This window comes from Roseiconus lacunae (assembly GCF_008312935.1).
In the GTDB taxonomy this organism is placed as follows: domain Bacteria; phylum Planctomycetota; class Planctomycetia; order Pirellulales; family Pirellulaceae; genus Stieleria; species Stieleria lacunae.
Genome location: NZ_VSZO01000001.1, coordinates 142599 through 164422, shown reverse-complemented (window position 1 = coordinate 164422; position 21824 = coordinate 142599). Strand labels below are relative to the sequence as shown.

Here is a 21824-nt window from a genome sequence, read left to right as displayed (position 1 = left end):
CTTGCCGATGTTTTCTCGCGATGGAAAAGTGACACGTCAAGGATGCCGCCGCCAGTTGGCTTGATCGCCGGCTGGGGATCGTTTCCTGTCGAAGTCGCTCAACAGATCGTGATGTCCGGCGGTCGTGTGTGTTGTATCGCGATTACCGGCCATGCCAGTCCCGAGCTTGAATCGATTTGTGACCATGTGAAGTGGTCTGGGGTCGGAAAGATTGGGGCCCACGTGCGTTACTTTCGCCGGCATGAGGTTCGTGACGTGACGATGGCCGGCAAACTGTTTAAATCGGATCTTCTATTTCAGGGGAGTGTCTGGATCAAGCACTTTCCCGATCTCACGGCGATTCGAACCTTCGGCCCGTGCCTACTGGGAAAACGTCGTGATTCGCGCGACGATAGTTTGTTGTCGGCCGTTACCCGTACCTATGCAAGAAGCTCAATGAATGTCTGCCCGGCAACCGATTTCGCTCCAGACCTGTTGATCAAAGAAGGCTTGCTCACCGGGTCCACTTTGGACGAACACGAACAACAAGACGCTATGGCCGGATGGCAAGTCGCCAAGCAAATGGGCGGCATGGATATTGGCCAATCGATCACGATCAAAGACGCGACGGTGTTGGCCGTCGAAGCTGTCGAAGGAACCGACGCATGTATCGAGCGGACCGGACAGCTTTGCCGTCGCGGTGGCTGGACCCTGGTCAAGGTCAGTAAGCCGAACCAAGACATGCGGTTCGATGTTCCGACCTTTGGACCGCAAACCATTCAGCGTGTTGCCGAGAACGGTGGCAAGACAATTGTCATCGAAGCCAACAAAACGATCCTCGTCGAACGCGAGGAGACGATTCGTTTGGCGAACAAACATGGAATCAAAATCGTCGCGTTCGATGCCGCGACGATCGAAAACCATCTTCCGACGGTGCGGCACATCACGGCCGCATGATCAGAAGGCAGTGCTACTAAGCAATTGAATACGAATAATTCGGCTTAAGTCATTTCACTCTCCCGCTGGGGAGTCGGGCTTTCAGGCCCGGAGGGGGCCCCCTCCCGCAAACGAGAGTGTGTTATCCAAATGCTTAAACCGAAAGACTCATGTTTACCTGCTTAGTGCTTCATTCTGTTTGAGGATACTGGTGCAACCCTTCAGCCGACGGGCATCAGTCCCGGTTGCTGCACCAAAACCGTAGCAAACGCCAATCGGCTAATCCTATAGTCGAACTGGAAAGTAGTGCTGGCGGCAGCGTTACTGGTCACTGCCCGCATCGGAAGATTTCTCTTCCTGCGTAGCTTCTGGTTTGGCGTCCACATCGGACTTCTCTGCCTGCTCGGAATCATCCTCGGCGGCTTCTTCATTCGAAGTTTCGTTCCACTCCAACGCTGCGGCTTCTTTGCGTTCTTTGGGCGAGGTAATGACTGGGAACTCTGCTTGGCTGATCCCACGGTCGACGATCCAAATGTTTCGAAAGCGAACCGGGTCACCGTGATCTTGAATGTTGATTGGCAACAACAAAGGCTCTTCCGCTTTACCAGCACCGGTTTTACTCGGCAGGGCAACGTTATCTTGAACCTTAACGCCGTTGACCCAACTGGTGATGTGGGCGTCACGAATCTTTTTTCCGTCGGATGCCCAGCGTGGTGCGGTAAATGACAAGTCGTACGTTTGCCAAACCAGCGGTGGGAATGCCATGTTTAGATCGGGAGCTTTCATTCGGTAGAGGGCACCAAGGCCGTTGAACATCTTCTCGGTACCGAACGAATCGAGTACTTGGCATTCATACCGGCTTTGCAGGTACAGCCCGCTGTTGCCGCGTTGCTGCCCATCGGCAAGGGGCATGTATGGCAAGCGAAACTCAACGTGCATGTCGAAGTCCTGGAACATTGGCGAAATCAACGCGCCTTCTTTCAGTAGGCCGTTCTCGGTCATTTCGCCTCCGACAAAGTTGTCGACCGATTGGCCATCGAAGATAACCACGGCGTCCTTGGGCGGTTGTGCACCCAGGGTGCGGCTGACGCGATTGACGCGTTTCAAACGCCCGAGCAGTTTTCCGCTAGACGCGACGATGTTGCAGCCCTTGGGGTCGACAAAGATGCCCCACGGGCCGCCCGAAAGCACGACGTTGTCGCCGGAACGCAGTCCGATTAACCGCATCTCTTGGGTTTCGTGGCCGTCTTGACCGGGAAGTCCTCCAAAGAACGCGATCGCTTGGAACTGGTCGCCTTTGATGGGGCGAATTTGAATCGCGAGTGTTTGCCCCTTGTTTTCGCCCTGCTTCAAACGACCGGCAAATTCACCCATTAGGTGGTAGTTGGCATCGTCTTGCGGCGGTTCGGTGTAGGCAGGGCCCTTGCCGTTGTTCTCTTGTGCCGCTGCCATTGAAGCACCGGCGAGAAGAAGAATCGGAAGCGCGGTCCGGATTAATCGAAGCATCGAAAATCGAATCATGGCAGGAAATATCAGGGGGGGACTGTTTTCTAGAAAGGGGCAAGTCTAATTCGCCGTCTCGGTCGGCTCCAGCATCGGAACCCCGATCGTAGCGGTTTCGTGCCCCAATTTGGACGAATATGCCGCTGTCGGATTTCGTCAACGCTCGGTCGGACGCCCAATGAGAGCGAATTTGGAGCACCGCGAAGAATTCGATCCCGAATTTGTCCGCCGGTGCGGCGGCGGGTACGATGTGCCCTCAGTTCCCCGTGTCTGTTCCGAACGGGAATCTCGCCCCTAATTCTCTCACCCATCGACGATCCTTATGCGAATTGCAGGAATTACTGATGCCTGCCGGCAGCTCGCTTGCTTGGCACTGCTCGCTCTTTCCCCACTGGGGATGTTCATTGGCAACGTCCGGCAAGCTCATGCCGCAGACTGTCCGAACATTGTCTTCATTTTCACCGACGATCACTGCACCCAGGCGTTGAGCGCATACGACCCGTCACGAATCTCGACGCCCAACATGGATCGAATCGCTCGCGAAGGCATGCGTTTTGATCGATGCTATGTCACTAACGGAATCTGTGGACCAAGTCGAGCGGTCATCCAAACGGGAAAGTACAGCCATGTGAACGGCTTCATCCGCAATGGCAATCGATTTAATGGTGATCAGCAGACGTTTCCAAAGTTGCTGCAGAAAGCGGGCTATCAAACCGCCGTCATCGGCAAATGGCACCTCGTCACCACGCCTCAAGGCTACGACTACTACGACGTGCTAAAAGGTCAGGGACCGTACTACAATCCACCAATGATCACCGAGGGTGAAAACGGTGAACCGGTCACGCGAAAACACACCGGCTACACCACCGAAATCATCACCAAGAAAACCCTCGATTGGCTGAAGAAAGATCGAGACGATGACAAGCCTTTTATGGTCATGTACCAACATAAGGCGCCGCACCGAAACTGGCGCCCTGCACCGAAGTACCTGAACTGGCTCGATGATGTGACTGTCCCCGAACCAGAAACACTATGGGACGATTACAAGGGCCGTACACAAGCGGCAAGCAAACAACAAATGACCGTTCGTGACCATTTGAACGCGAACGATTTGAAGTTGTCCGGATACGGCAACATGAACGAAGAGCAGAAGAAGGTGTGGGATGCCGCCTACCAACCCAAAAACGAAGCGTTCCTGAAAGCTCGGGACGCGATGACCGAAGAAGAGGTCATCAAGTGGAAATACCAACGTTATGTCAAAGACTATCTTCGCTGCGTCAAAAGCGTTGACGATGGGATTGGCGAGATCCTTGATTATTTGGACGAGTCCGGCTTGGCCGAAAACACCGTCGTGATCTACTCCTCCGATCAAGGTTGGTACCTTGGCGAACACGGTTGGTACGACAAACGCTGGATGTATGAGGAATCACTGCGAACACCGCTACTCGTCCGTTGGCCGAACGTCGTAGAGCCCGGATCGACGAACGACGACATTACTTCCAACTTAGACTTTGCCGAAACGTTTCTTGATCTTGCCGGTGTCAGTGTTCCCGACGATATGCAGGGTCGTTCTTTGGTGCCGCTGCTGAAGGGCAACACACCAGCCGATTGGCGTGACGTGTTTTATTACCACTACTATGAAAATCCTGGGGCCCATAACGTCGCACGGCACTACGGAGTCACCGACGGACGCCACAAGTTGATTCGCTACTACGCGCTCGAGGGAAAGAAGATTGACGACTGGGAACTGTTCGATTTGAAGGCCGATCCGAACGAACTGCAAAGCGTTTATGGCAGCACCGATTATGAGACGGTCCAGCAGCGATTGAAGGATCAGCTTGACGCTGCCCAACAACAATTCGGTGTCCCCGAAGACACTAACCTTGGTCGCCCCCAACGTCGTCGCTAATTGACAAACGTCACTTTTCTTTTTAGGCGAAGTCGCTTCGCGAACGTAACAAGGGCTCCGACTAGACCAAGTGTTCGGATTCGACTCATCAGCCGACGGGTGTTAGCCCGGCTATTAAATGGCAAACGTGGCTAACACCGTTCGGCTAGTCTTTATTTCGGGTGTGGAAGAACAGTCCACGGTTTGTAGATGCGGCGGTTACTGAATTTTGGAATCGACGCTACCGCGTACGGCTCAAATATTGATCCTCAGCGATTCCAACCGCCGGGTTGCTCAGTCGCTGATTGCTGCGTTTCTGCGTACCAAGTCTTGAGCTCTTCGAGCATTCGCTTCGTGCGTTCAGGCTCACGTTTTGCAACGTCGATTTCTTCGGCGGGGTCGTTTCCCAAATGGTATAGCTCGGCATGTTCGTTCTCGAACGTTCCTGGGTCGGCCTTTGGATGCTGAACCACCAACTTCCATGGCCCATGTCGCATCGCTTCACTCCGCTGGCCTCGATTGGAAAGTGATGCCCAAAAGAGTTTTCGGCTCGGCAGTGTTTGTTGTGCAAAAAGGACTGGTGAAAGATCGACTCCGTCGAGTGGGCGACCGCCTTCGGGAGTAACGCCAGCGACGGCGAGTAGGGTCGGCATCACATCTAAGCTGATCAGGCACTCGTCGCTATGCGTCCCCGCTTGAATCCGTCCCGGCCACCAAGCAAACGCGGGGACTTTGTGGCCACCCTCATACACTGTGCCCTTGCCGCCACGCAGATTCGGACTGCCACTGGGAAAGTCGCCGGCTGGGCCATTGTCTGAAAAGAACAACAGAAGCGTATTTTCGGCGATGTCAAGTTCGTTTAATAACCGTCGCAGTCGCCCCATGCCATCATCAATCGGAAGAGTCATTCCCTTGTATTTTGCAATTCGCTCCTCGGGTGAGACCTTTCGCCAGTCCCATCGGTTCCATTCTGATTCGGTGCGTCGGACAGGATCCCCCGGAACTTGGACCGGATTGTGAATTGCTTCGTGGGCGACGTACAAGCAAAACGGTTGCCGTTGGGCTGCGTGCTGTCTGACAAAATCGACTGTCGCATCATTAATCAGGTGCGTCGAATAGCCCTCCATTTTTGTCTCTTCGCGACCGACCCACCAGTCATGACGATTGTGGTCGCCGATGTGACTGACGAAATCAATGTTACCACTGTGATAGCCGATGAAATGGTCGAACCCGTGGTTGTCGGGATGATACTCTTCGGAATTCTGCGGATACCCTTGATGCCATTTACCGATTAGCCCGGTCACATAGCCAGCTGCCTTTAATTTTTCGGCGAATGTCACCTCGCTGATCTGCAAGCCTTTGCGATGCTCCGGATGATCCGAGTGCGGGTGGATCACCGCCTCGATCCCTGCGCGTTGTTGATAGCGCCCTGTCAGTAGTCCTGCGCGGGTTGGTGAACAGACGGTTCCGGAAGAATGAAAGTCGGTCAACCTAATTCCCTCTGCAGCGAATCGGTCGATTTCAGGTGTTTCGAAGTAGGGGTTTCCAAAACAACTGATCCCTTCATACCCCATGTCATCAACCATCACGACAATCAAGTTGGGGCGTTGAGCCGTAACACGATCGTCGGCACACAGATTCAATTTGCTGAGCAATACGACAAGGAACAGACAGCCGAATATCTTGACACAACGCGGCCCTCGGACCAACCGAATGACGGTTGCGGGCATGCGAGGGCGAACTCTAAATCGCGTGGCTGACCGATGGCACGGAGGGACTGTGCCATGGTTCATGCCAAACGCTCGGGCTGGTTGCGCAGAAGACAGTGACCAGCGTGTAGATAAGTGAACCATGAGCGGAAACCGGTTCGAGGAGAATGTATCGGTTTCCGCTGATTGTAAGAAAAAATGGTCTAAACGTGGGCATGCACCGCACGCGTTCGCCGCTAAGCCGAGCGTTCAGATTGCAAATACGCTACATCGTTGTCGTATCAAACCGTTGTGCGTCGACTCGTTCGTTGGGCAATCAGCAGAAGAGCGACGGCACCGATCAACGATCCAATCCAGCCAACCGCTTGGAACGGCGTTCCGCCAAAGATTAGATAGGCGACGAATCCGCCAGTAAACGATCCCGCGACGCCCAATAGCATGGTCATCAACAGTCCCATTGGCTGTGGACCTGGAACCAGCAAACGAGCGACCGCGCCAATCAACAATCCGAATAGCATCCAGCCAATAATTGGAATCAACATCTTTCTATGCCTCACTTTGGTTTTGTGGAACGAACAGCATGGTTCTTCAACAAAACGGCAGTGATGCGAATCGCATGCCAATCCTTTGGCGCCCATAACACGCTTGGTGTTGGCTGATTTTCGATCAATGAGCGAGTGACGATCCGTGCGGAACCTGCCCGATAGCAGTTTCAGAATAAACACTGCCACAGCTTTTACAGACAAACCGGTGTGTTCGGGAGCGACCGATAGGAATCAGTGGAATAAAGAAGAACGTCATGTACTTGGCGATGATGATTCGTCCGCAATCGGTTGATTTCCGACAAGCCGGACACTGGAACTCGCCCACTGATTCCACCGCTTGTTTACTGGTGATCCCAAAGATAATCATGATCGTCGACCTGGTAAGAACGTTGCACTGGTAGCTTGGCGTGGGCAACGCTCGGCTTCGGTATTGGTCATTGCGCATTGGTGCATCAATGACCAAATCTTGTCTCAGCCGTTCGTTGCGACTGGCCGATCATTCATCGCAAACGTTGTACCGAATCAGCTTAGCTGAACAGATCGCTGATCGGTTGACCGCGGTCGGTGATCGGAACCGGGCGATCGCCGGCATAAAGATTTTTCCGGTAATCGACTGAGACGGCGGCACAGAGCGTGGCAAAGAAATCAGGCACGCCGACCGGATCCGCTACGATCTTGCGGGAAAGTTCATCGGTTTGCCCATAGGCACCGCGGTGATTCAACCCACCACCGGCAAGGACGCAGGTAAACGCCGTACCTTGATGACCGCGCCCGCCACCGGAATCGAATCCTGGTGGTCGACCGAATTCAGTCGTGATCACGATCAAGGTCTTGTCCAATAACTTCTTTGAATGCAGGTCCTCGATCAATGTCCCAACCGCCAAGTCCAGTTCTTGAATCAACTGGTGTTGTTGCAGGATGCCCCCGTTGTGAACATCCCAGCCCGAACCGTTCAGGAAATTCAAATTGTGTGATACTTCGATAAATCGCACGCCGCGTTCAATCAATCGTCGGCTGAGTAAACAGCGTTGACCGAACTCGCCACCATATCGATTTCGAAGCGAATCGGGTTCGCGATCAAGTTCGAAGACGCGGTTAAATTCTGGGCCGCTTAATTTTAAGCTCTGTTCGATCGCTTGTTCATAATCCGCGACCGCTTTGTCGATCGCCCCTTCGTTGCCGCGACGAAGAGTGGCAAGGAATCGTTCTCGACGACTTTGCCGTTTGTGAGTCACCCCCTCGGGACGCGATAGACCCGCGGGACCTTTACTGGTGTCGGTCAGATATAAATACCCATCGCGAGCCCCTAAAAAGCCCGGACCACGAGTGACGTTGGGGTATCCGATCAGGACATACGGTGGAGCGGTATCTGAATTGGCACCTCGTTCGTGCGCGATGATGGATCCGATCGAAGGATACGTGATCGTTCCGCTGATCGGACGACCGGTATGCATTCGATTGGTGGCCGCGGCATGTTCGTCGATCATGTCATGATGAACACTGCGAACGGCTGTCACATGTTCCATTAGCCCCGCCATTTTCGACAGGTGTTCACAGACCTGGACGCCCGAGACCGATGTTTCAATCGCATCATAGTAGGCACCGGGACGTTTACTTTTTGGATCCCCCTTGGCCTTCGGGTCAAAGGTATCGATCTGCCCCATGCCACCACCAAGCCAAATCGAGATCACATGATCGGCTTGACCCCGAATCAGCCCCTGATCAGATTGATCGGACTGAATCGATTCCTCACCATCGGTCTTTGTTGAGGTCAGCAACCCACCGCCAAGTATCGCGCCGCGTTGCAGCAAGCGACGACGGTTTAACAAGTTTGCGCTGTAATAATTGGACGATTGATTCATCGGTCGTCGTTCCCTTAGGGCATCCAGACAAATTCACTGTGATTGATCAGACTCCAAACCACATCTTCATAGACCTCGCGCCATAGAGGATCCAAACGAGGATCCGCAGGGGGGCCGGCTTGGACACGTTGTTCGATTTCGAGCTGAATCTCATTGGCGCGAGGACGCAGGTGATTGAACCAATCGACTTGGGGCAACCGCGGTGGTGTTTCGATTGATTTGACCTGATCACCAGGCCGTTGACGCTGCTCGAACCGATCGGACAACGCTCTCCCAAAAACTTCGCGTTCTTGCTCAGTCGGTAAACGGGTTAGGAATCGTAGGAACAACGTCTCGACTAATTCATCTGCCGACGCCGCTTCACAGGCCAGATCGGCGAGCGAGCTTTGATGGGCGGCCCTCGTTAGCGAAACAGACAGCGTCCCGTTAGCCAACACCCCCGGCTGCAACACGTTCGGTTCAAGATCACGTTCATGGATGGGACGTTGTCTCGATCCGGTCCAACCGAATGCTTCCAGTACGTCGGCAACCGCACGGGCCCGAGGCAACGAAAGGCTGGGGCGATCGCGTTCATTTTTCAAGTCACCGAACATCCACGCACGTCGCGGAATCCCCAACGTCTGGCGGGCTCCCAGGGAACGACGTCCGTCATGAACGAAGGTCAGTTCTTCGACGTTGATGCTTTGGCCGGTTGCCACATGCAGGCAATCGACGATTTGTTCGGCACTCATACGTCGTCGATCCGGAGCGGCGAAAAACCTCAATTCAGGTGTCGCCTCCGCATTCTCGCCGACCGCCTTGCGTTGGTACAGCTTCGACGAAACGATCCGTTGGACCAAGTGTCTGAAGTCATAATCATGCGCGACAAAGTCTCGCGCGAGCCATTCGAGCAATTCGGAATGACTGGCTTGCTGCCCTTCCCAGTCATGGACCGGTTCGACGAAGCCAGTCCCAATCAAGCGTTTCCAAACATGGTTGACGATGACTTTAGGAAATCGGTGGTTTTGTGGCGCCGTTAGCAGAACTGCCAAACGCTCTCGACTGTCGTTTGATTTCCGAACCAATGAATCGACGTCGGGACCGTCGGAAACGCCTGTGATGTCGGCGAAGGGCCATGTCGGTTCAACCGCTTGTCCGACGGGCAAAGTTACTTCGATCAGTGACTGGCGTCCTTTCTGGTCGTCAAAGAATGCATCGGGAACACGGCTGGTGGCGGGTACCTTGACGGGTTTTCGACTGAACATCGCAGCCAGCGAATAAAGATCTTCCTGCGTCGTACTGTGATACGGCGAATCATGGCACCGGGCACATTGCAATTCGATTCCTAAGAAAGCCGATGCCACGATATGTCCTTTGGCGGCCATCGGTGAATCGTTCTCACCGGCTAAACCAAAGCCCGCGCTACCACCTTCGGCCGCCCCACCACGCAACATTACCAACTCGGTGGCCATGCGATCGATCGCTTTATTGTCGCGTAGTGAATCGTATAAAAACCAACGAAACGGCCCAGTGCTGTTTAATGACGCGTTCAACAACGAAGGATTCTCGGCTAAGCGATCGAGCCAAAAACTGATCCAATGATCCGCAAAGCGATCGTCACGAAGGAGTTTTTCAGCCAAGTTAGTTCGTTTGCTTGGTGAGGAATCCTCGATGAACGAACGAACCTCATCCGACCCCGGAAGCACACCGATGGTGTCGAGTGAAAGACGTCTCAGATAGGCCGCATCGTCTAAAGTCGGAGCGAGAGAAACTTGCTCCGGGGCGATCGGTGGCGCCGGCCAAGCGGCCCCCTGATCAATCCATCGTTTCATGGTTTCGATTTGCCGGTCTGACAAACCGTTTTCCGTTGGCGGCATGTCACCGGAAACGACTCGGGCGATCAGTTCACTTGCGTCGCTATTTCCTGGTACGACCGCAGGAACCTCCGAATCCCCCGCCGCTAGGGCCGCATCACGGGAATCGAGTTTTAATCCTCCCTGGCTCTTCTCGCCGTGGCATCGGAAACATTGTTCACGCAGCAACGGTAAAACGTCTTCGTGAAACGCCGCCGCTTGTTCGGCGTTTTCGCCACTCGCAGTTTCAATCGCCGCTTGAATTTTTGACTCGATGAAATAGTCGACCGGATGAGTCCCATCGGGCACGACAGGTTGTGCGGACTGCTCTGAAACCCATTGCCGTGCCGACCGGTGTCGATGATCCCAATAGGCTTGCACGGAATTCATCGCATCTCGCCGGCGTTGATCGTCAAAGTCAGCGAGTGCACTTTCGATCGATCGCAATTCAGGTTTTACCGCTGCGTCCGTTAGGGGCACGCGTTCGCTTGCGGGGGCCAAAATGGAATAGCGGTTACCATCGGGTGACAACACCGCCACACAAATTTCGCCGGTCTCGGTACGTCGAGCGTTGCCACCGACGATCACTTCGAACACGACGCGGCAACGTTTGATCGGCTCGTCCGAATCCTCGCCGGCGGCTTCGATCATGACTTGGCCGATCGATTCCTGCTGTCCATACCGATGGGGACGAGTGCCGGCGATCGGTGGTTTGGGCAGTGGCGCGACGGGTTCTTCGCCATCGGGCGGCTTGCGATTACTCGCATCGGTACGCGCGACAAGTTTGCCATCGACCCACAATCGACTTTGTCCGCGAGCTCGAATTAAAAATTGTTGTTGTCCCGGCTGAAGATCGACGTCCCCGATCATCCGAAGCAACAGTGGGGCTTTCCAAGCGTCACGAACACCGACTTCGTCATAATGCAGCGGCAACCTTGGTAACAAAAAAGAGGAACTCTCAAATCGAATTGCTTCATCCGGCCACCGTTCGCCTTCATTGAGCCAACGTTCATCGGAAGGCATCAATTCGCAAACTTGCACCACCACTTGGTTGTCGGCGACGGATGCGATCTCAGGCATGACCTCCGGTTGCGGTTCGATCACACGTCGTTTGCCAATCCTTCGGAATCGCGACAGCATGATTTCGTCAGTCAAAACTTGGCGGTGTATCGCGACGTCATCGAGTCGTCCGATAAAGCGACTTCCCACACGAATCTCGTCATCGTCGACAATCGGAGACTCCTTCGTCGCACCTCCCATGTCCCAGCGACCATCGGTAGCTTGCCCATTAATCCAGCCTCGTACCGTGTCGGGGGCACCGAACCGATAGGCGACGGCAACATGATGCCAGCCCGTCCCCACAGGGAAGCTTTTGGTTGTCGTCCAGCGATGCCAATGTCGATCGCCCGAACTTGGTGGAGTCGCAAAGAGAAAACTAAGGTGTGCTTCGCCTTTGCGGCTGACGATCCGTAAGGCCCAGTTCTGATTGTCGCGGCCGAATCCCGGACGCCCTGTCCGGCCTTTGCCGATCACATACAACGGTTGGCCCTCGGCCGCTTGCGTCGGATTCACCCACGCTTCGATCGTGATCTCATCACCGTTTGAAAAATCAAAGGGGCTGTTCGTTCCGGGGTCTGGCAATGACAAGTACGCATTTGCATCGACTTGCGCGGCGGTGTTCTCTGGCGACATCTCCGGAAATTCGGGCGGTCGAGGTCCGGCGATATCTCGATAAACATTCCCTTTCTGCTGCAGCTTTTCCGCGAAGGGATGTTGCGGGTCTTTGGCGTCAAAGTTCCAACGTACGACCGGTTCGTTTCCCAGCTGCATGATCAACGCGATCAAGACGGTTGCGGCAGTCGATGGCATGGCAATAGGTGTTGATGGTTAACGGTGAGCTAACAGGAATCCGATCGGCGATTTCGATCGAGGAACCTTTTCGGGGTAGGTTTTTAGACGTCCGATTCGATGCGGAACGCGTGACTAACGCTTTTGAAATTAGGATTCGCCGGATGGTGTCAGCCACGGTTTCGGTGCAATAACCGGGGCTAACGCCCGTCGGCTGATGAGCCGAACTCGAACATTTGTTCTAGACGGAGCACTAGCCGTTGGCCAGGATGTCACGGTAGAACTCGCCTTCGTTCAAATCGACTCGTTCGGGACGGCCTTTGTGCATATAGATGACTTCGGTGTGATCCATCCCTAACAATCCCATGATCGTGGCGTGGATGTCATGGACGTGAAGTCGATCTTCGACCGCGTGAAGTCCGATTTCGTCGGTCGCACCAATCGCTTGCCCGGCTTTGACCCCGCCACCCGCCATCCACATGGTAAACCCGGTCGGGTTGTGATCGCGTCCGCTACCTTTTTCGCTCATCGGTGTTCGACCGAATTCGCCACCCCAAATGACTAACGTGTCTTCCAGCATGCCACGTTGCTTAAGATCTCGAATTAGTCCGGCGATCGGTTTGTCGACGTTGCCACACAAACGCGAGTGATTCGATTCGATATTACTGTGGCTATCCCACTTGCTGCCGGCCCCCGAATATAACTGCACAAACCGGACACCGCGTTCGACCAGGCGGCGTGCGAGCAAGCACTGTCTTCCATAGGTCTGTGTTTCTTTTTGGTCTAAGCCATACATCGAACGAATGTGTTCGGGTTCGTCATCAACATCGATTGCGACCGGGGCATCAGCCTGCATTCGCGCCGCCAACTCGTAACTTTGGATGCGTGCCTCCAATTCAGTGTTGGAATTGCGGCCTTCGAAGTGCTGTCGGTTCAGTTGATTGATAAAGTCCAGCTTGCCACGTTGCTGTTTCGACGTCACACCGGCAGGATTATTCAGGTTGCGGAGCGGTTCGGGACCGGTTTCGAACAACACCCCTTGGTGCATTGACGGCATGAATCCTGCCCCCCACGCTCGAACGCCGTTGACGACCATCGATGAACTATCTTTCATCACGACAAACGTCGGCAAACTTTCCGATGGATCGCCCAAACCATAAGAAACCCAGGCCCCCAGCGATGGACGTCCGCCGAATACCGCGCCGGTATTCATCTGGCAAACTCCGCCGGCATGGTTGATCCCATCAGAGACACACGATCGTATCACACATAGTTCGTCTGCAATTTCATGATGGTGTGGTAACCAATCTGAAATCATCAATCCGCTTTCACCACAGCGTTTCCACTGCCGTTTGCATTCCAAGATGGGCGAATTAATTTCGCCCATCGCCAGTACCGGACGCTCGAAACTGTCCGGCAATGATTGACCGGCGAGTTCGTTGACCACCGGTTTGTGGTCAAACAAATCGATGTGACTTGGTCCGCCTTCCATGAACAACCAAATGACATTTTTGGCCTTTCCTAGTCGCGCGGGGATTTTTCTTGCGGCTGAATTTTCGGCGATACCATTGCCGATCGGCGCCCCGACTAGTGGTTCACCGCTGATCGCGGCATAGGCCAACGCACCGAATCCACCTCCGGCGCGAGCGAGGAACTGGCGGCGGGAATCTAGCCGATCAATGTGATTGCAGCTCATCTAATTCTCTGTCGTATAAGGCGGGACACTCGTGCTCGGGATCGATGGCGACCGATTGGGCTGCGGTCCACACACGACCCAACCGTTGTCCGTCAACCGATCAAGCCGACGGATCACCAAAGGAAAGCATCAGTGCAAGTACAGGAACTCGTTTGAATTGAACAACGCATGACAAAAGTCTGTGACTGCCGCATGCATTTTGCTGACGTAAGCATCCGACGATGCTTTGGGTTTCTCTCGTAACCAAGAGGTCTGGGGCGCGGGCAGCTCGCCATCGGAGCCGCCGAATTTCCAGTCGACGAGGGCTTCGTTTGTCGAACCATCATCATGAACCAAAAGTCGATTCGAATCGACGATGCCCGGGCTGATTCGCAAGCGTGCCAGTTGCCCGTCCCACAAATGTCCCTTCGCCAACCGACCGCCAACGACGACGTTCAGTTTCGGGTGCTGGACATGACTGACGACTTCCGTTTCGACCGTGGAAGTTTGCAGCGTTGCATTGGGATCGGATAAATCCTGCATGTAAAACGTGACCGTCCCATGGGTTGGGTTGTCATCGGATGTCGTCGCAGAAACGGCAGCTCCAAGGTACACCGGCTTTCCGAGCGGAAACTTCAGCCCCGAGGCAACCACTTCGTATTTAGGCTCGTCCTGAAAGGTGCGTCCGACTAATTGAACGATGAAATTCTGGGGTGTGTAAGAAGACCCCTTGCTGGTGATCCCGACATTCCATCCTCCGACACTTTTATTCCCATCCCAGCGTGAGGCCAACGTGTTCACGCTTGCGTTGGGATAGACGCGGTCCAAGATTGTGACGGCCTCCACCGTGAATTCGTCCTTGAGCTGGTCCGTCGGTTTCCATTGCAAACGTTCGAAACGACTTTCCGGTTGAATCCAGAGTGCCTTATCTCCGAACGCAATCTGCTTGACCGATCCGAAGTGCTGACCGATCGGCCGCAGTCCGGTCTCATTAGGATATTTCCACGCCGCACTCGGATTCGGCTTCGCCTGACCGACGAGCTTCCGTTGATGCTCAATAAACTGAAGCGCCGACTTGACCTCGTCATCGGACGCCGGGCGTCCATAAACCATTTGATAAGCCGCGCGGACATCATCGGCAGACAATTCGTCTTTACTTCCCAGTAACCGTTTCGCAAAAGCCTTCGATCGTTTTAAGCTCCATTGCCCATTGATCAACAGCAGTGATTGCAGCGGAGTCGTTGTCGATACTCGATCGGGAGCGGATTCGAATCCCAGCGGTGAATCGAACCCGCCCAGCATTTCGTCGGGTTTGTTGCGTAGTTTCTTGACAAACACACTTCGGTTGGGCGAATCGCCGCTGACCGAGGCACCCCCGTCGCGATGTTTTAACTCGCCCGAGATCACCAGCATCGCATCTCGGACCTGTTCGGCATCCAGCCGTTGCGGTGGGAAACGCCAAAGCAAACGATTCGCCGGATCGACCGTCATGTCCGCCGAAGTCGGTTCGTCTGTGGCGGTCTGTTGATAGGTCGCGCTGGTCATAATCAACCGATGGATCGGTTTCAGCTGCCATCCGTTCTCGATCAACCGACGTGTCAACCAGTCAAGTAATTCCGGGTGACTGGGTGGTTCCCCCAGTGTTCCAAAATCGTTTGGCGTCGGAACGATCCCGGTTCCAAAATGTCGCTGCCAAACGCGATTGACAATGACGCGTGTGGATAGTGGGTTATCATCGCTGGCAATCCAATTGGCCAACACCGTCCGTCGACCGGTCGAATTGGCAAGGGGTTCGATCGAGGGCGTTTCCTGGCCGAGCAGTTCCAGAAATGACGGTTCGACCGTCGATTCTGAACTCCGTGACGAAATGTAAGTCGGCGCCGGCTGGCGTCCATGGTCGGTCGCCACAAACGCCGTCGGCAGCGGTTTCGGTTTGAGTGTTTCGAATTCCTTCAAAGCCTCGTTTAGTTCCTGATATCGCTTCAACGCATCCGGGTCGCCTTTGAGTGATTTTTCAAAATTCACTCCACGTGCCGCCCTCGCCGCTTGGCGCTCGACCAGGTAGGACAACTGTTTTTCATAGGTCGTCTTGTCTGCTTCGGGCTTGTAGTAGATCTCTTGGATGTCTTCGGGGAATTGAACTACCGCACCGCGCCGCGTTTTTTCGATCGCCCCGCGAGTGATCGAATCAAGCTCCTCACGAATCGCGACAGTCGCTTTTTCCCATTGACTGAGTTCTGATTGGTAACGTGTGAGTTCTTCTGGCGTGGCCAATGGCTTGTCCATCGGCCAGGCGACCGAAGAAAGAAACGCTTGCAGACCGAAATAATCCTTTTGCAAAATTGGATCAAACTTATGGTCGTGGCACTGGGCGCAGCCGATTCCTAGGCCAAGAAAGGCTTCGCCGGTAACACGGGTCATTTCGTTGATGATGAGGTCCCAATGCATTCGTGCGTCACGTTGATTCCATTCATAAACGCCGTGACGTAGAAACGCGGTTCCGATATAGGCCTCGGGGTCATCCGAAGCGATCTCATCGCCCGCCAAGTGTTCCCGAATCAATTGGTTGAAGGGCTTGTCATTGTTAAACGATCGAATGATGTAATCACGAAATACACTCGCGTCGGGACGAAAAGCATCTTCTCGATAGCCATCGCTTTCGGCGTATCGAATCACATCCAGCCAATGCTGCGCCCAGCGTTCGCCATAGCGGGGGCTTTCCAGAAGTTGGTCAATCAAACGAGGCCAAGCGTCCGAGGTGTCATCGGTGACGAATGCGTCGACTTGCTGGGGAGTTGGCGGAAGGCCATGTAGATCAAAGTAGGCTCGCCGGACCAATTCACGGCGACTTGCCTTCGGAGCTGGCTCCAGCCCAGCAGACCGCAACTTGCGGGCGACGAACTGATCGATCGGATTGACCGCCCAATTGCCGCCCGTGTCAGGCACGACAGGATCTCGGACTGGCTGAATCGCCCACCAATTGCGATCCTCTTCGGTAAACGTTTTTCCCGCCGCGCGAATCGTCGACGCGTCCGTTCGCGGCCAAGGGGCCCCCAGCTTTACCCATCGCGTTAGCACCTCGATTTCTTTGGGACTAAGCTGCTCGTCCGGAGGCATCTCGAACGATTCATAATTGATCGCTTCGATCAGCAAACTTTCATCCGGCTTATGCGGCACAAGGGCGGCACCACTTTCACCGCCTTCGACCATCGCAGTGATTGAATCCAAACGCAGTTCGCCTTGTTGCTTTTCTTCGCCATGACATTGCACACATTTCGATGCAAGCAGCGGGCGAACTTCGGTTTCGAAAAACGTCACGTCTTCCGAACGGATAGCGTCATTCGCAGTGGCAATTGTCCCGGTGACAAACGGAACGATCGCGGTGCATGCGACCGTTTGCAAAAAAAAACGGAAGGTGGGATTCATAGGCGGGATTCCTTCTCGGTAATTGACTGTCGAGCTCGGCGGGCTACCGTCGTGGCGGTAAGCCACCGATCAAAACAGGGTCAACATGATGCTTATCATCTAACGCATCTTGAATGAACAGCTCCTGGACCGTTTCATTCGGGGCATAACCTAAGTCCGTTAAATCGATTCCAACGACCAAGCCGCGAAAGCGAATGGATTGCCGACGTGGTTCGGTCGGTAGTGATTCGAGTTCTTCGAGTGATCGCACGACGGACGGATACATGTGGACGAAAAAGTCTGCCAAGTCACGCGCACCGGGAGACTCCATCGTCAAATCAAACATTTCAACGGTGTACGAACGCAAGCCATCACGAAACTTCATCGGACTGAGGTGGAACGCGTCTCCGTCCGGTGGATTCGCAAACGCTTGCAGATCAAAAATGACCAGATCATCACCGATCCCATTGACGATCGGTTCATCAAATCGAATCGCCATACCTGGTGTGGTGTCATCACCTAACAAGACCGGATCGGATTTCAGAGGTCGCTTGCTTCCGCCCGGATTAATCACCCCTGTTACCAAGCGATCATCGGAAGACCATTCGGCGCGACGGTTGAGCGTGGTCTCATGACCCGCTGCATCAAGCTTGGCCTGGTCGGACTCACCCGAAAACGACCGGGGTCCACACAAGTACCCGCCCCCCTGTGAAGCATTGAAGTAAGTCACGCGGGCCGGAATCAACTGATCTGCGTCGATGGTTTCGATCATTCCATCGCGTTGAAGCGTCAACCGTAACAACCGATCAGCGTAACCCGCGTCGTTACTTGTCGCCTCATAAGCGATCACTCGATCCGGCAGCCCGCGGCGATAGAGGTTCGGATCGTAAGGAATGGAATCGGAAGCAAGCGACGAGGTCACGGCAAATCGTTGTGCCTGACCATCGGTCAATCGAACTTGTGTTTTTGGGGTTACGTCGACATTCGTGTTGATTGTTTGGTCGACCGGCGAGTCTTCGTTTTCGTAAATGTCCGCCGCTCCTTCGACGACGTGGACTTCGGTTTCGCTGGTTTCAGCGACATTGACAGTGAAGCGAGTGCCACGATCGACGACCCGCATCATCGGAGTCTCGATACGAAACCCTTCCGCACCGTCGGGGGCATGCACGCTGCATTTTCCAATGTCCATCCCCAGGCAATCGTCGGAAACGACGCGGAAGACTGCCGGGCCTTCGATGATCGCCGACGCACCGGCCGGAAATCGGACTTCGGCCAGCCCCTTCATCAGGACGTAATCCCGTTGCGGCTTCAAGGGTGAATCAACCGGTGGTTGCAACTCCCCAAAGAATTTGGCGTGAGCAAGATTCGCGAATCGAACGCCGTCTCCTCTCGAACGTTTCGGTGATTGCGATTCAGCGATTTCCGAAGAGAGATCGTTTACGTCAAGGCCACGGTTTTGCTGATAAATCGCCGCCGAAACGATGGCAAGTAGTACCACTGCTGCGGCGACCATGATGCCGGTCGCCGGTCGAAGCGGTGGCCTTTGTTGACCTGCTTGGTCGATCTGCGTCGGCAACGTCTTCGTCGGTTTCGGCGCGGCAAGTAATTCGACGTCCGCCATCACGTCACCGACGAACCGCTCAGACGTTCGCGGTAATCGTTGCATCACGCGATCAACAAATTCACGCTGTCTTCCTGGACGATGTTCGGCGGCCAACGTCAACAACCGATGTGTCTGATACAGGTCGACGGCATGGCGCAATCGCTGCTCATCGTCGGCCAATAGCTCTCGTAACTCGGCAAGTGAACTCTCTTGCAACTCGCCTTCGAGATAATCCGTCCACAGGACGGCAAAACGTTCTTCCGGTGTCATGCAAAATCCCCCTCTTCACCGGATATCGAACGACGCTCCACACATTGCTGAAGCCGCTGACGAATCTGCCAAAGTTGCTTTTTGACTGCGGCGACGGAACGGTCACTTCGCTGAGCCATTTCTTCGAGCGGAATCTCTTCGTCGTATCGCCAACGGATGAAGCGTTGAAGATGCTCGGCCAGTGAATCGACGCAGCCTTGAAGCACTTCTAAACGGTTCGATTGAAACTCGGTCGGCTCATTCGCCCGACGATCAAGTTCACGCTGTAATAAATCTGGTGCGTAACGTGCGTGATAGTCAGCGATTCGCCGCAATCGCGTGGTTTCGGTTTTTAATTGATAGCGGGCGATCGTGTACAACCAAGCTTCAAAGCAAGTATTAGGAGAGTAATCGCTTAGTCGCGAGTAGGCCGCAACAAACGTTCGCTGGGCAAGGTCATCGACATCGATTCCTGGTGGGCCTTGGCCGGCCAGCCAGGCGCGGAGGGGAGTTTCGAAGCGGCATACGACGCATTCGTAAGCCCGCGTTTCACCGCATTGAGCGCGTCGAATCGCGTCTTCTAGGGGCTGATCGGTCGTGGGTTCTTGCTCCGCCATCGCCCTACTATGGCAGCTAAAGCGGTAAGGTTACCCCTTGGTGGAGAAAAAAACGCCAAATTCAGAAATTCATGTCGCGATCGCGAATCTGCGACCTGACGGCCTAGCGGCGGAGTCCTTCGGCGCCTCCCCATCGTCGCGGTCGGTGTTAGACAGCCTGTGGATCAAAGTCGGCTAGGTTTGGCGTCTGGGTTGCCACACCACCACTCGGAACTTCGATCTTCGCGCTCCACACAATGCCGTTGAGGATCAAGCGTCGCAGGTCTTCGTCGCGCCAATTCTTGTAATAGTGGGGCATGACGACGGCGAAGCCACGGCCGCCGTCGCTTCGCTCGGTACACCAAGCGACTGTCTCGGGCTTGGGGGCTTCCGGTGGAAGCATCGAGGTCGCGATGGCGGTTACGGACGAGGCTTGCTCGTTTCCATCGCCACCGAAGTAATTATTAAAGTACGGCTCGTCCCGAAGCGTGAACTCATTCCAACCACGCGCGATCGGATGGCCTGGCTCGGCGGGAGCAATCGTGGCTTTTGGGAATACCCTGGCGAACGATTCATGATGCGGACAAGAACGATTGGCAAAGTAGCCACCCATCCAACGTAGCAGCGGGTGATCGCCATCAGGCTTGACGTCTTTGCCCAGTAAACCCGTTGCGTAGTGAATGCACACGATGCCCACGCCACGCCCCATCATCTCATCCAGGTCAATAAGGTTCTGCTGCGGGTTCGGAAGCCGGTTTGGAGGAAACAGATCGCCAATGAAAACGATCGTCGATGCCGAGTCACGGGAAGTTTTTGAGGGCCAGCCTTCGACCACATCTGTCTGCACGCCAGGCAGATTCTCCATGTGCTCTAGGGAGTGCTTCATCAGTCGACCGCCGGCTGCAACTTCATGGGTGCCCGGCGGATGTCCGCTGGGGCCGACCACAATCAGCACACGCTTTGGGCTATCGATCGAATCACCCGACCGCACGTCCTTCTGGGGAACCGCCGCCCCCGCGGCAACAAATCCCGTGGTTGTCTTTATGAAATTTCTACGAGACGAACCTTTCGATCCATCGCCAACCGTTCCGCTGGGTTTGTTTATCATCTCGGCAAGTGCTCCGGGGCTACGAATTACCTAATACGAATTTCATTGATTAAACGCGGTCGTGACGCGTTGGTTTTTACGGCGGGCTGGGCAAGGCCGAAACACTCGAGATGGACCTAGAGCTTCGTTCCATTTGAAAACATGGGTTAGAGTTATCAACCGACCGGCGTTCGTCCCGGTTGTTACACCGAAGCCGTGGCTAACTCCATGCGGCTAATCCTAAGATCGAGTCGGAGCGAAACGCTGGAGCCCGAGGCGAGAATTCAGTTTCTAAGCCGCAGATGGCCATTCCTTCTGGGCAATCAAGCCATTGGCAATCAATGCGAAGAAATGTTTGATGGGGCACCGCAATGTCACCGAATCTGTCATCAGCCCTAGTCATTAGCATTAGGATTTGACCTGCTCGGCGGTGGCCTTGAGCCTCGCCAGTATGTGCGACTCCATCGCCTTGCGTGCTCGCGATGGCTTCCGGCTGGCGAGTGCATCGAGAATGAGGATGTGCTCATTAAGCGCCTGCTCGAGGATTGCTTCACGCCCGGTTAGCAAGCAGAAGCTACGTACAAGCAAGCGGTAGCGGTTTATCTCATCGCCAAGTCGGGAATTATCTGCGGCTTGCGCGATTGCGGCGTGAAATCGAATGTCATAGTCGATCGCCTTTGCCGCCCAATCAACGTCACTACGGCTGTCACGCAATCGTTCCGCTTCGAAACGCAAGGCCCGTAAAGCGTCGTCAGAAATTCGAGTGGCGGCTCTTTCGGCGGCCTTCGACTCCAGTGCCAGCCGCACCTCGTAGATCTCACGAATTTCGACCGGCGAGAACTTTGCCACCTGCGCCTTATGGTTGCTTTCCTGACGGAGCAATCCGTCACGGACAAGCAATCGAATGGATTCTTTGACCGGCGTTCGACTGACGCCAAGCTGTTCGGCAATGGCTACAGAATTGACAATCGTCCCCGGTGCCAATTGCCCGGAAACGATCGCTTCGACGATCGTCTGGTAGACCGACTCAACCAGCGAAACCTTTTTAACGGGGGTGTTGAATTGAACTGATTCCATCACGCGATTGGCTTGCTAGATGAAGCGTCC

At 54.6% G+C, this 21824-nt stretch carries 13 protein-coding genes; 2 read left to right on the top strand and 11 right to left on the bottom strand.

Translation table 11 applies throughout. From position 1 onward, the window contains the following. Window positions 1–42 precede the first annotated feature (42 nt). Window positions 43–936, top strand: a complete 894-nt coding sequence (locus FYC48_RS00535; RefSeq protein WP_235034102.1) for an LpxI family protein — start codon at window positions 43–45, stop codon at window positions 934–936. A gap of 300 nt (window positions 937–1236) precedes the next feature. Here FYC48_RS00535 and FYC48_RS00530 read toward each other — a convergent pair whose 3' ends face one another. Continuing rightward, a complete protein-coding gene (locus FYC48_RS00530) occupies window positions 1237–2436 on the bottom strand; it encodes a 3-keto-disaccharide hydrolase (RefSeq protein ID WP_149494759.1) in 1200 nt (399 codons plus the stop codon). A 304-nt stretch (window positions 2437–2740) separates the two neighbouring features. Between FYC48_RS00530 and FYC48_RS00525 the strand changes: the two genes are divergently transcribed. Continuing rightward, complete coding sequence (locus FYC48_RS00525) at window positions 2741–4327, top strand: sulfatase family protein (protein WP_235034005.1); 1587 nt, start codon at window positions 2741–2743, stop codon at window positions 4325–4327. Window positions 4328–4575: 248 nt separating this feature from the next. Here the strand turns inward: FYC48_RS00525 and FYC48_RS00520 are convergent, their stop codons facing one another. From FYC48_RS00520 to FYC48_RS00470, 10 genes are all read right to left on the bottom strand, one after another. Beyond that, window positions 4576–6036: a sulfatase-like hydrolase/transferase gene (locus FYC48_RS00520; protein WP_160149248.1), complete on the bottom strand. Its 1461-nt coding sequence runs from the start codon at window positions 6034–6036 to the stop codon at window positions 4576–4578. A gap of 260 nt (window positions 6037–6296) precedes the next feature. Beyond that, the gene (locus tag FYC48_RS00515) at window positions 6297–6557 is read right to left on the bottom strand and encodes a GlsB/YeaQ/YmgE family stress response membrane protein (protein ID WP_149494757.1); all 261 of its coding nucleotides are present in this window, start codon (window positions 6555–6557) and stop codon (window positions 6297–6299) included. Between the two features lie 530 nt (window positions 6558–7087). After that, window positions 7088–8422 (bottom strand): DUF1501 domain-containing protein, encoded by a 1335-nt coding sequence (locus FYC48_RS00505; protein ID WP_149494755.1) that lies wholly within the window; start codon window positions 8420–8422, stop codon window positions 7088–7090. Window positions 8423–8436: 14 nt separating this feature from the next. Then, a complete protein-coding gene (locus tag FYC48_RS00500; RefSeq protein WP_149494754.1) occupies window positions 8437–12123 on the bottom strand; it encodes a DUF1553 domain-containing protein in 3687 nt (1228 codons plus the stop codon). A 232-nt stretch (window positions 12124–12355) separates the two neighbouring features. Continuing rightward, a complete protein-coding gene (locus FYC48_RS00495) occupies window positions 12356–13798 on the bottom strand; it encodes a DUF1501 domain-containing protein (protein ID WP_149494753.1) in 1443 nt (480 codons plus the stop codon). Window positions 13799–13927: 129 nt separating this feature from the next. Beyond that, window positions 13928–17203, bottom strand: coding sequence for a PSD1 and planctomycete cytochrome C domain-containing protein (locus FYC48_RS00490; protein ID WP_149494752.1), 3276 nt, complete (start codon window positions 17201–17203; stop codon window positions 13928–13930). A 43-nt stretch (window positions 17204–17246) separates the two neighbouring features. Continuing rightward, complete coding sequence (locus FYC48_RS00485; protein ID WP_149494751.1) at window positions 17247–19055, bottom strand: FecR domain-containing protein; 1809 nt, start codon at window positions 19053–19055, stop codon at window positions 17247–17249. Further along, window positions 19052–19651: a sigma-70 family RNA polymerase sigma factor gene (locus FYC48_RS00480; protein ID WP_149494750.1), complete on the bottom strand. Its 600-nt coding sequence runs from the start codon at window positions 19649–19651 to the stop codon at window positions 19052–19054. The genes FYC48_RS00485 and FYC48_RS00480 overlap by 4 nt, the downstream gene beginning before the upstream one ends. A 148-nt stretch (window positions 19652–19799) precedes the next feature. Then, entirely contained in the window at window positions 19800–20738 is a 939-nt protein-coding gene (locus FYC48_RS00475) for a ThuA domain-containing protein (protein ID WP_149494749.1), read from the bottom strand. Window positions 20739–21125: 387 nt separating this feature from the next. Further along, window positions 21126–21794 carry a GntR family transcriptional regulator gene (locus FYC48_RS00470; RefSeq protein ID WP_149494748.1) on the bottom strand — a complete coding sequence of 223 codons (669 nt, stop codon included), beginning with the start codon at window positions 21792–21794 and terminating at the stop codon, window positions 21126–21128. Window positions 21795–21824: the final 30 nt, after the last annotated feature.

Bases quoted from the DNA above. Each gene is read 5' to 3' on its own strand.
- FYC48_RS00515 (WP_149494757.1), bottom strand. From the start codon at position 6,557: ATGTTGATTCCAATTATTGGCTGGATGCTATTCGGATTGTTGATTGGC.
- FYC48_RS00530 (WP_149494759.1), bottom strand. From the start codon at position 2,436: ATGATTCGATTTTCGATGCTTCGATTAATCCGGACCGCGCTTCCGATT.
- FYC48_RS00505 (WP_149494755.1), bottom strand. From the start codon at position 8,422: ATGAATCAATCGTCCAATTATTACAGCGCAAACTTGTTAAACCGTCGT.
- FYC48_RS00485 (WP_149494751.1), bottom strand. From the start codon at position 19,055: ATGACACCGGAAGAACGTTTTGCCGTCCTGTGGACGGATTATCTCGAA.
- FYC48_RS00520 (WP_160149248.1), bottom strand. From the start codon at position 6,036: ATGCCCGCAACCGTCATTCGGTTGGTCCGAGGGCCGCGTTGTGTCAAG.
- FYC48_RS00535 (WP_235034102.1), top strand. From the start codon at position 43: ATGCCGCCGCCAGTTGGCTTGATCGCCGGCTGGGGATCGTTTCCTGTC.
- FYC48_RS00475 (WP_149494749.1), bottom strand. From the start codon at position 20,738: ATGATAAACAAACCCAGCGGAACGGTTGGCGATGGATCGAAAGGTTCG.
- FYC48_RS00470 (WP_149494748.1), bottom strand. From the start codon at position 21,794: ATGGAATCAGTTCAATTCAACACCCCCGTTAAAAAGGTTTCGCTGGTT.
- FYC48_RS00525 (WP_235034005.1), top strand. From the start codon at position 2,741: ATGCGAATTGCAGGAATTACTGATGCCTGCCGGCAGCTCGCTTGCTTG.
- FYC48_RS00495 (WP_149494753.1), bottom strand. From the start codon at position 13,798: ATGAGCTGCAATCACATTGATCGGCTAGATTCCCGCCGCCAGTTCCTC.
- FYC48_RS00480 (WP_149494750.1), bottom strand. From the start codon at position 19,651: ATGGCGGAGCAAGAACCCACGACCGATCAGCCCCTAGAAGACGCGATT.
- FYC48_RS00490 (WP_149494752.1), bottom strand. From the start codon at position 17,203: ATGAATCCCACCTTCCGTTTTTTTTTGCAAACGGTCGCATGCACCGCG.
- FYC48_RS00500 (WP_149494754.1), bottom strand. From the start codon at position 12,123: ATGCCATCGACTGCCGCAACCGTCTTGATCGCGTTGATCATGCAGCTG.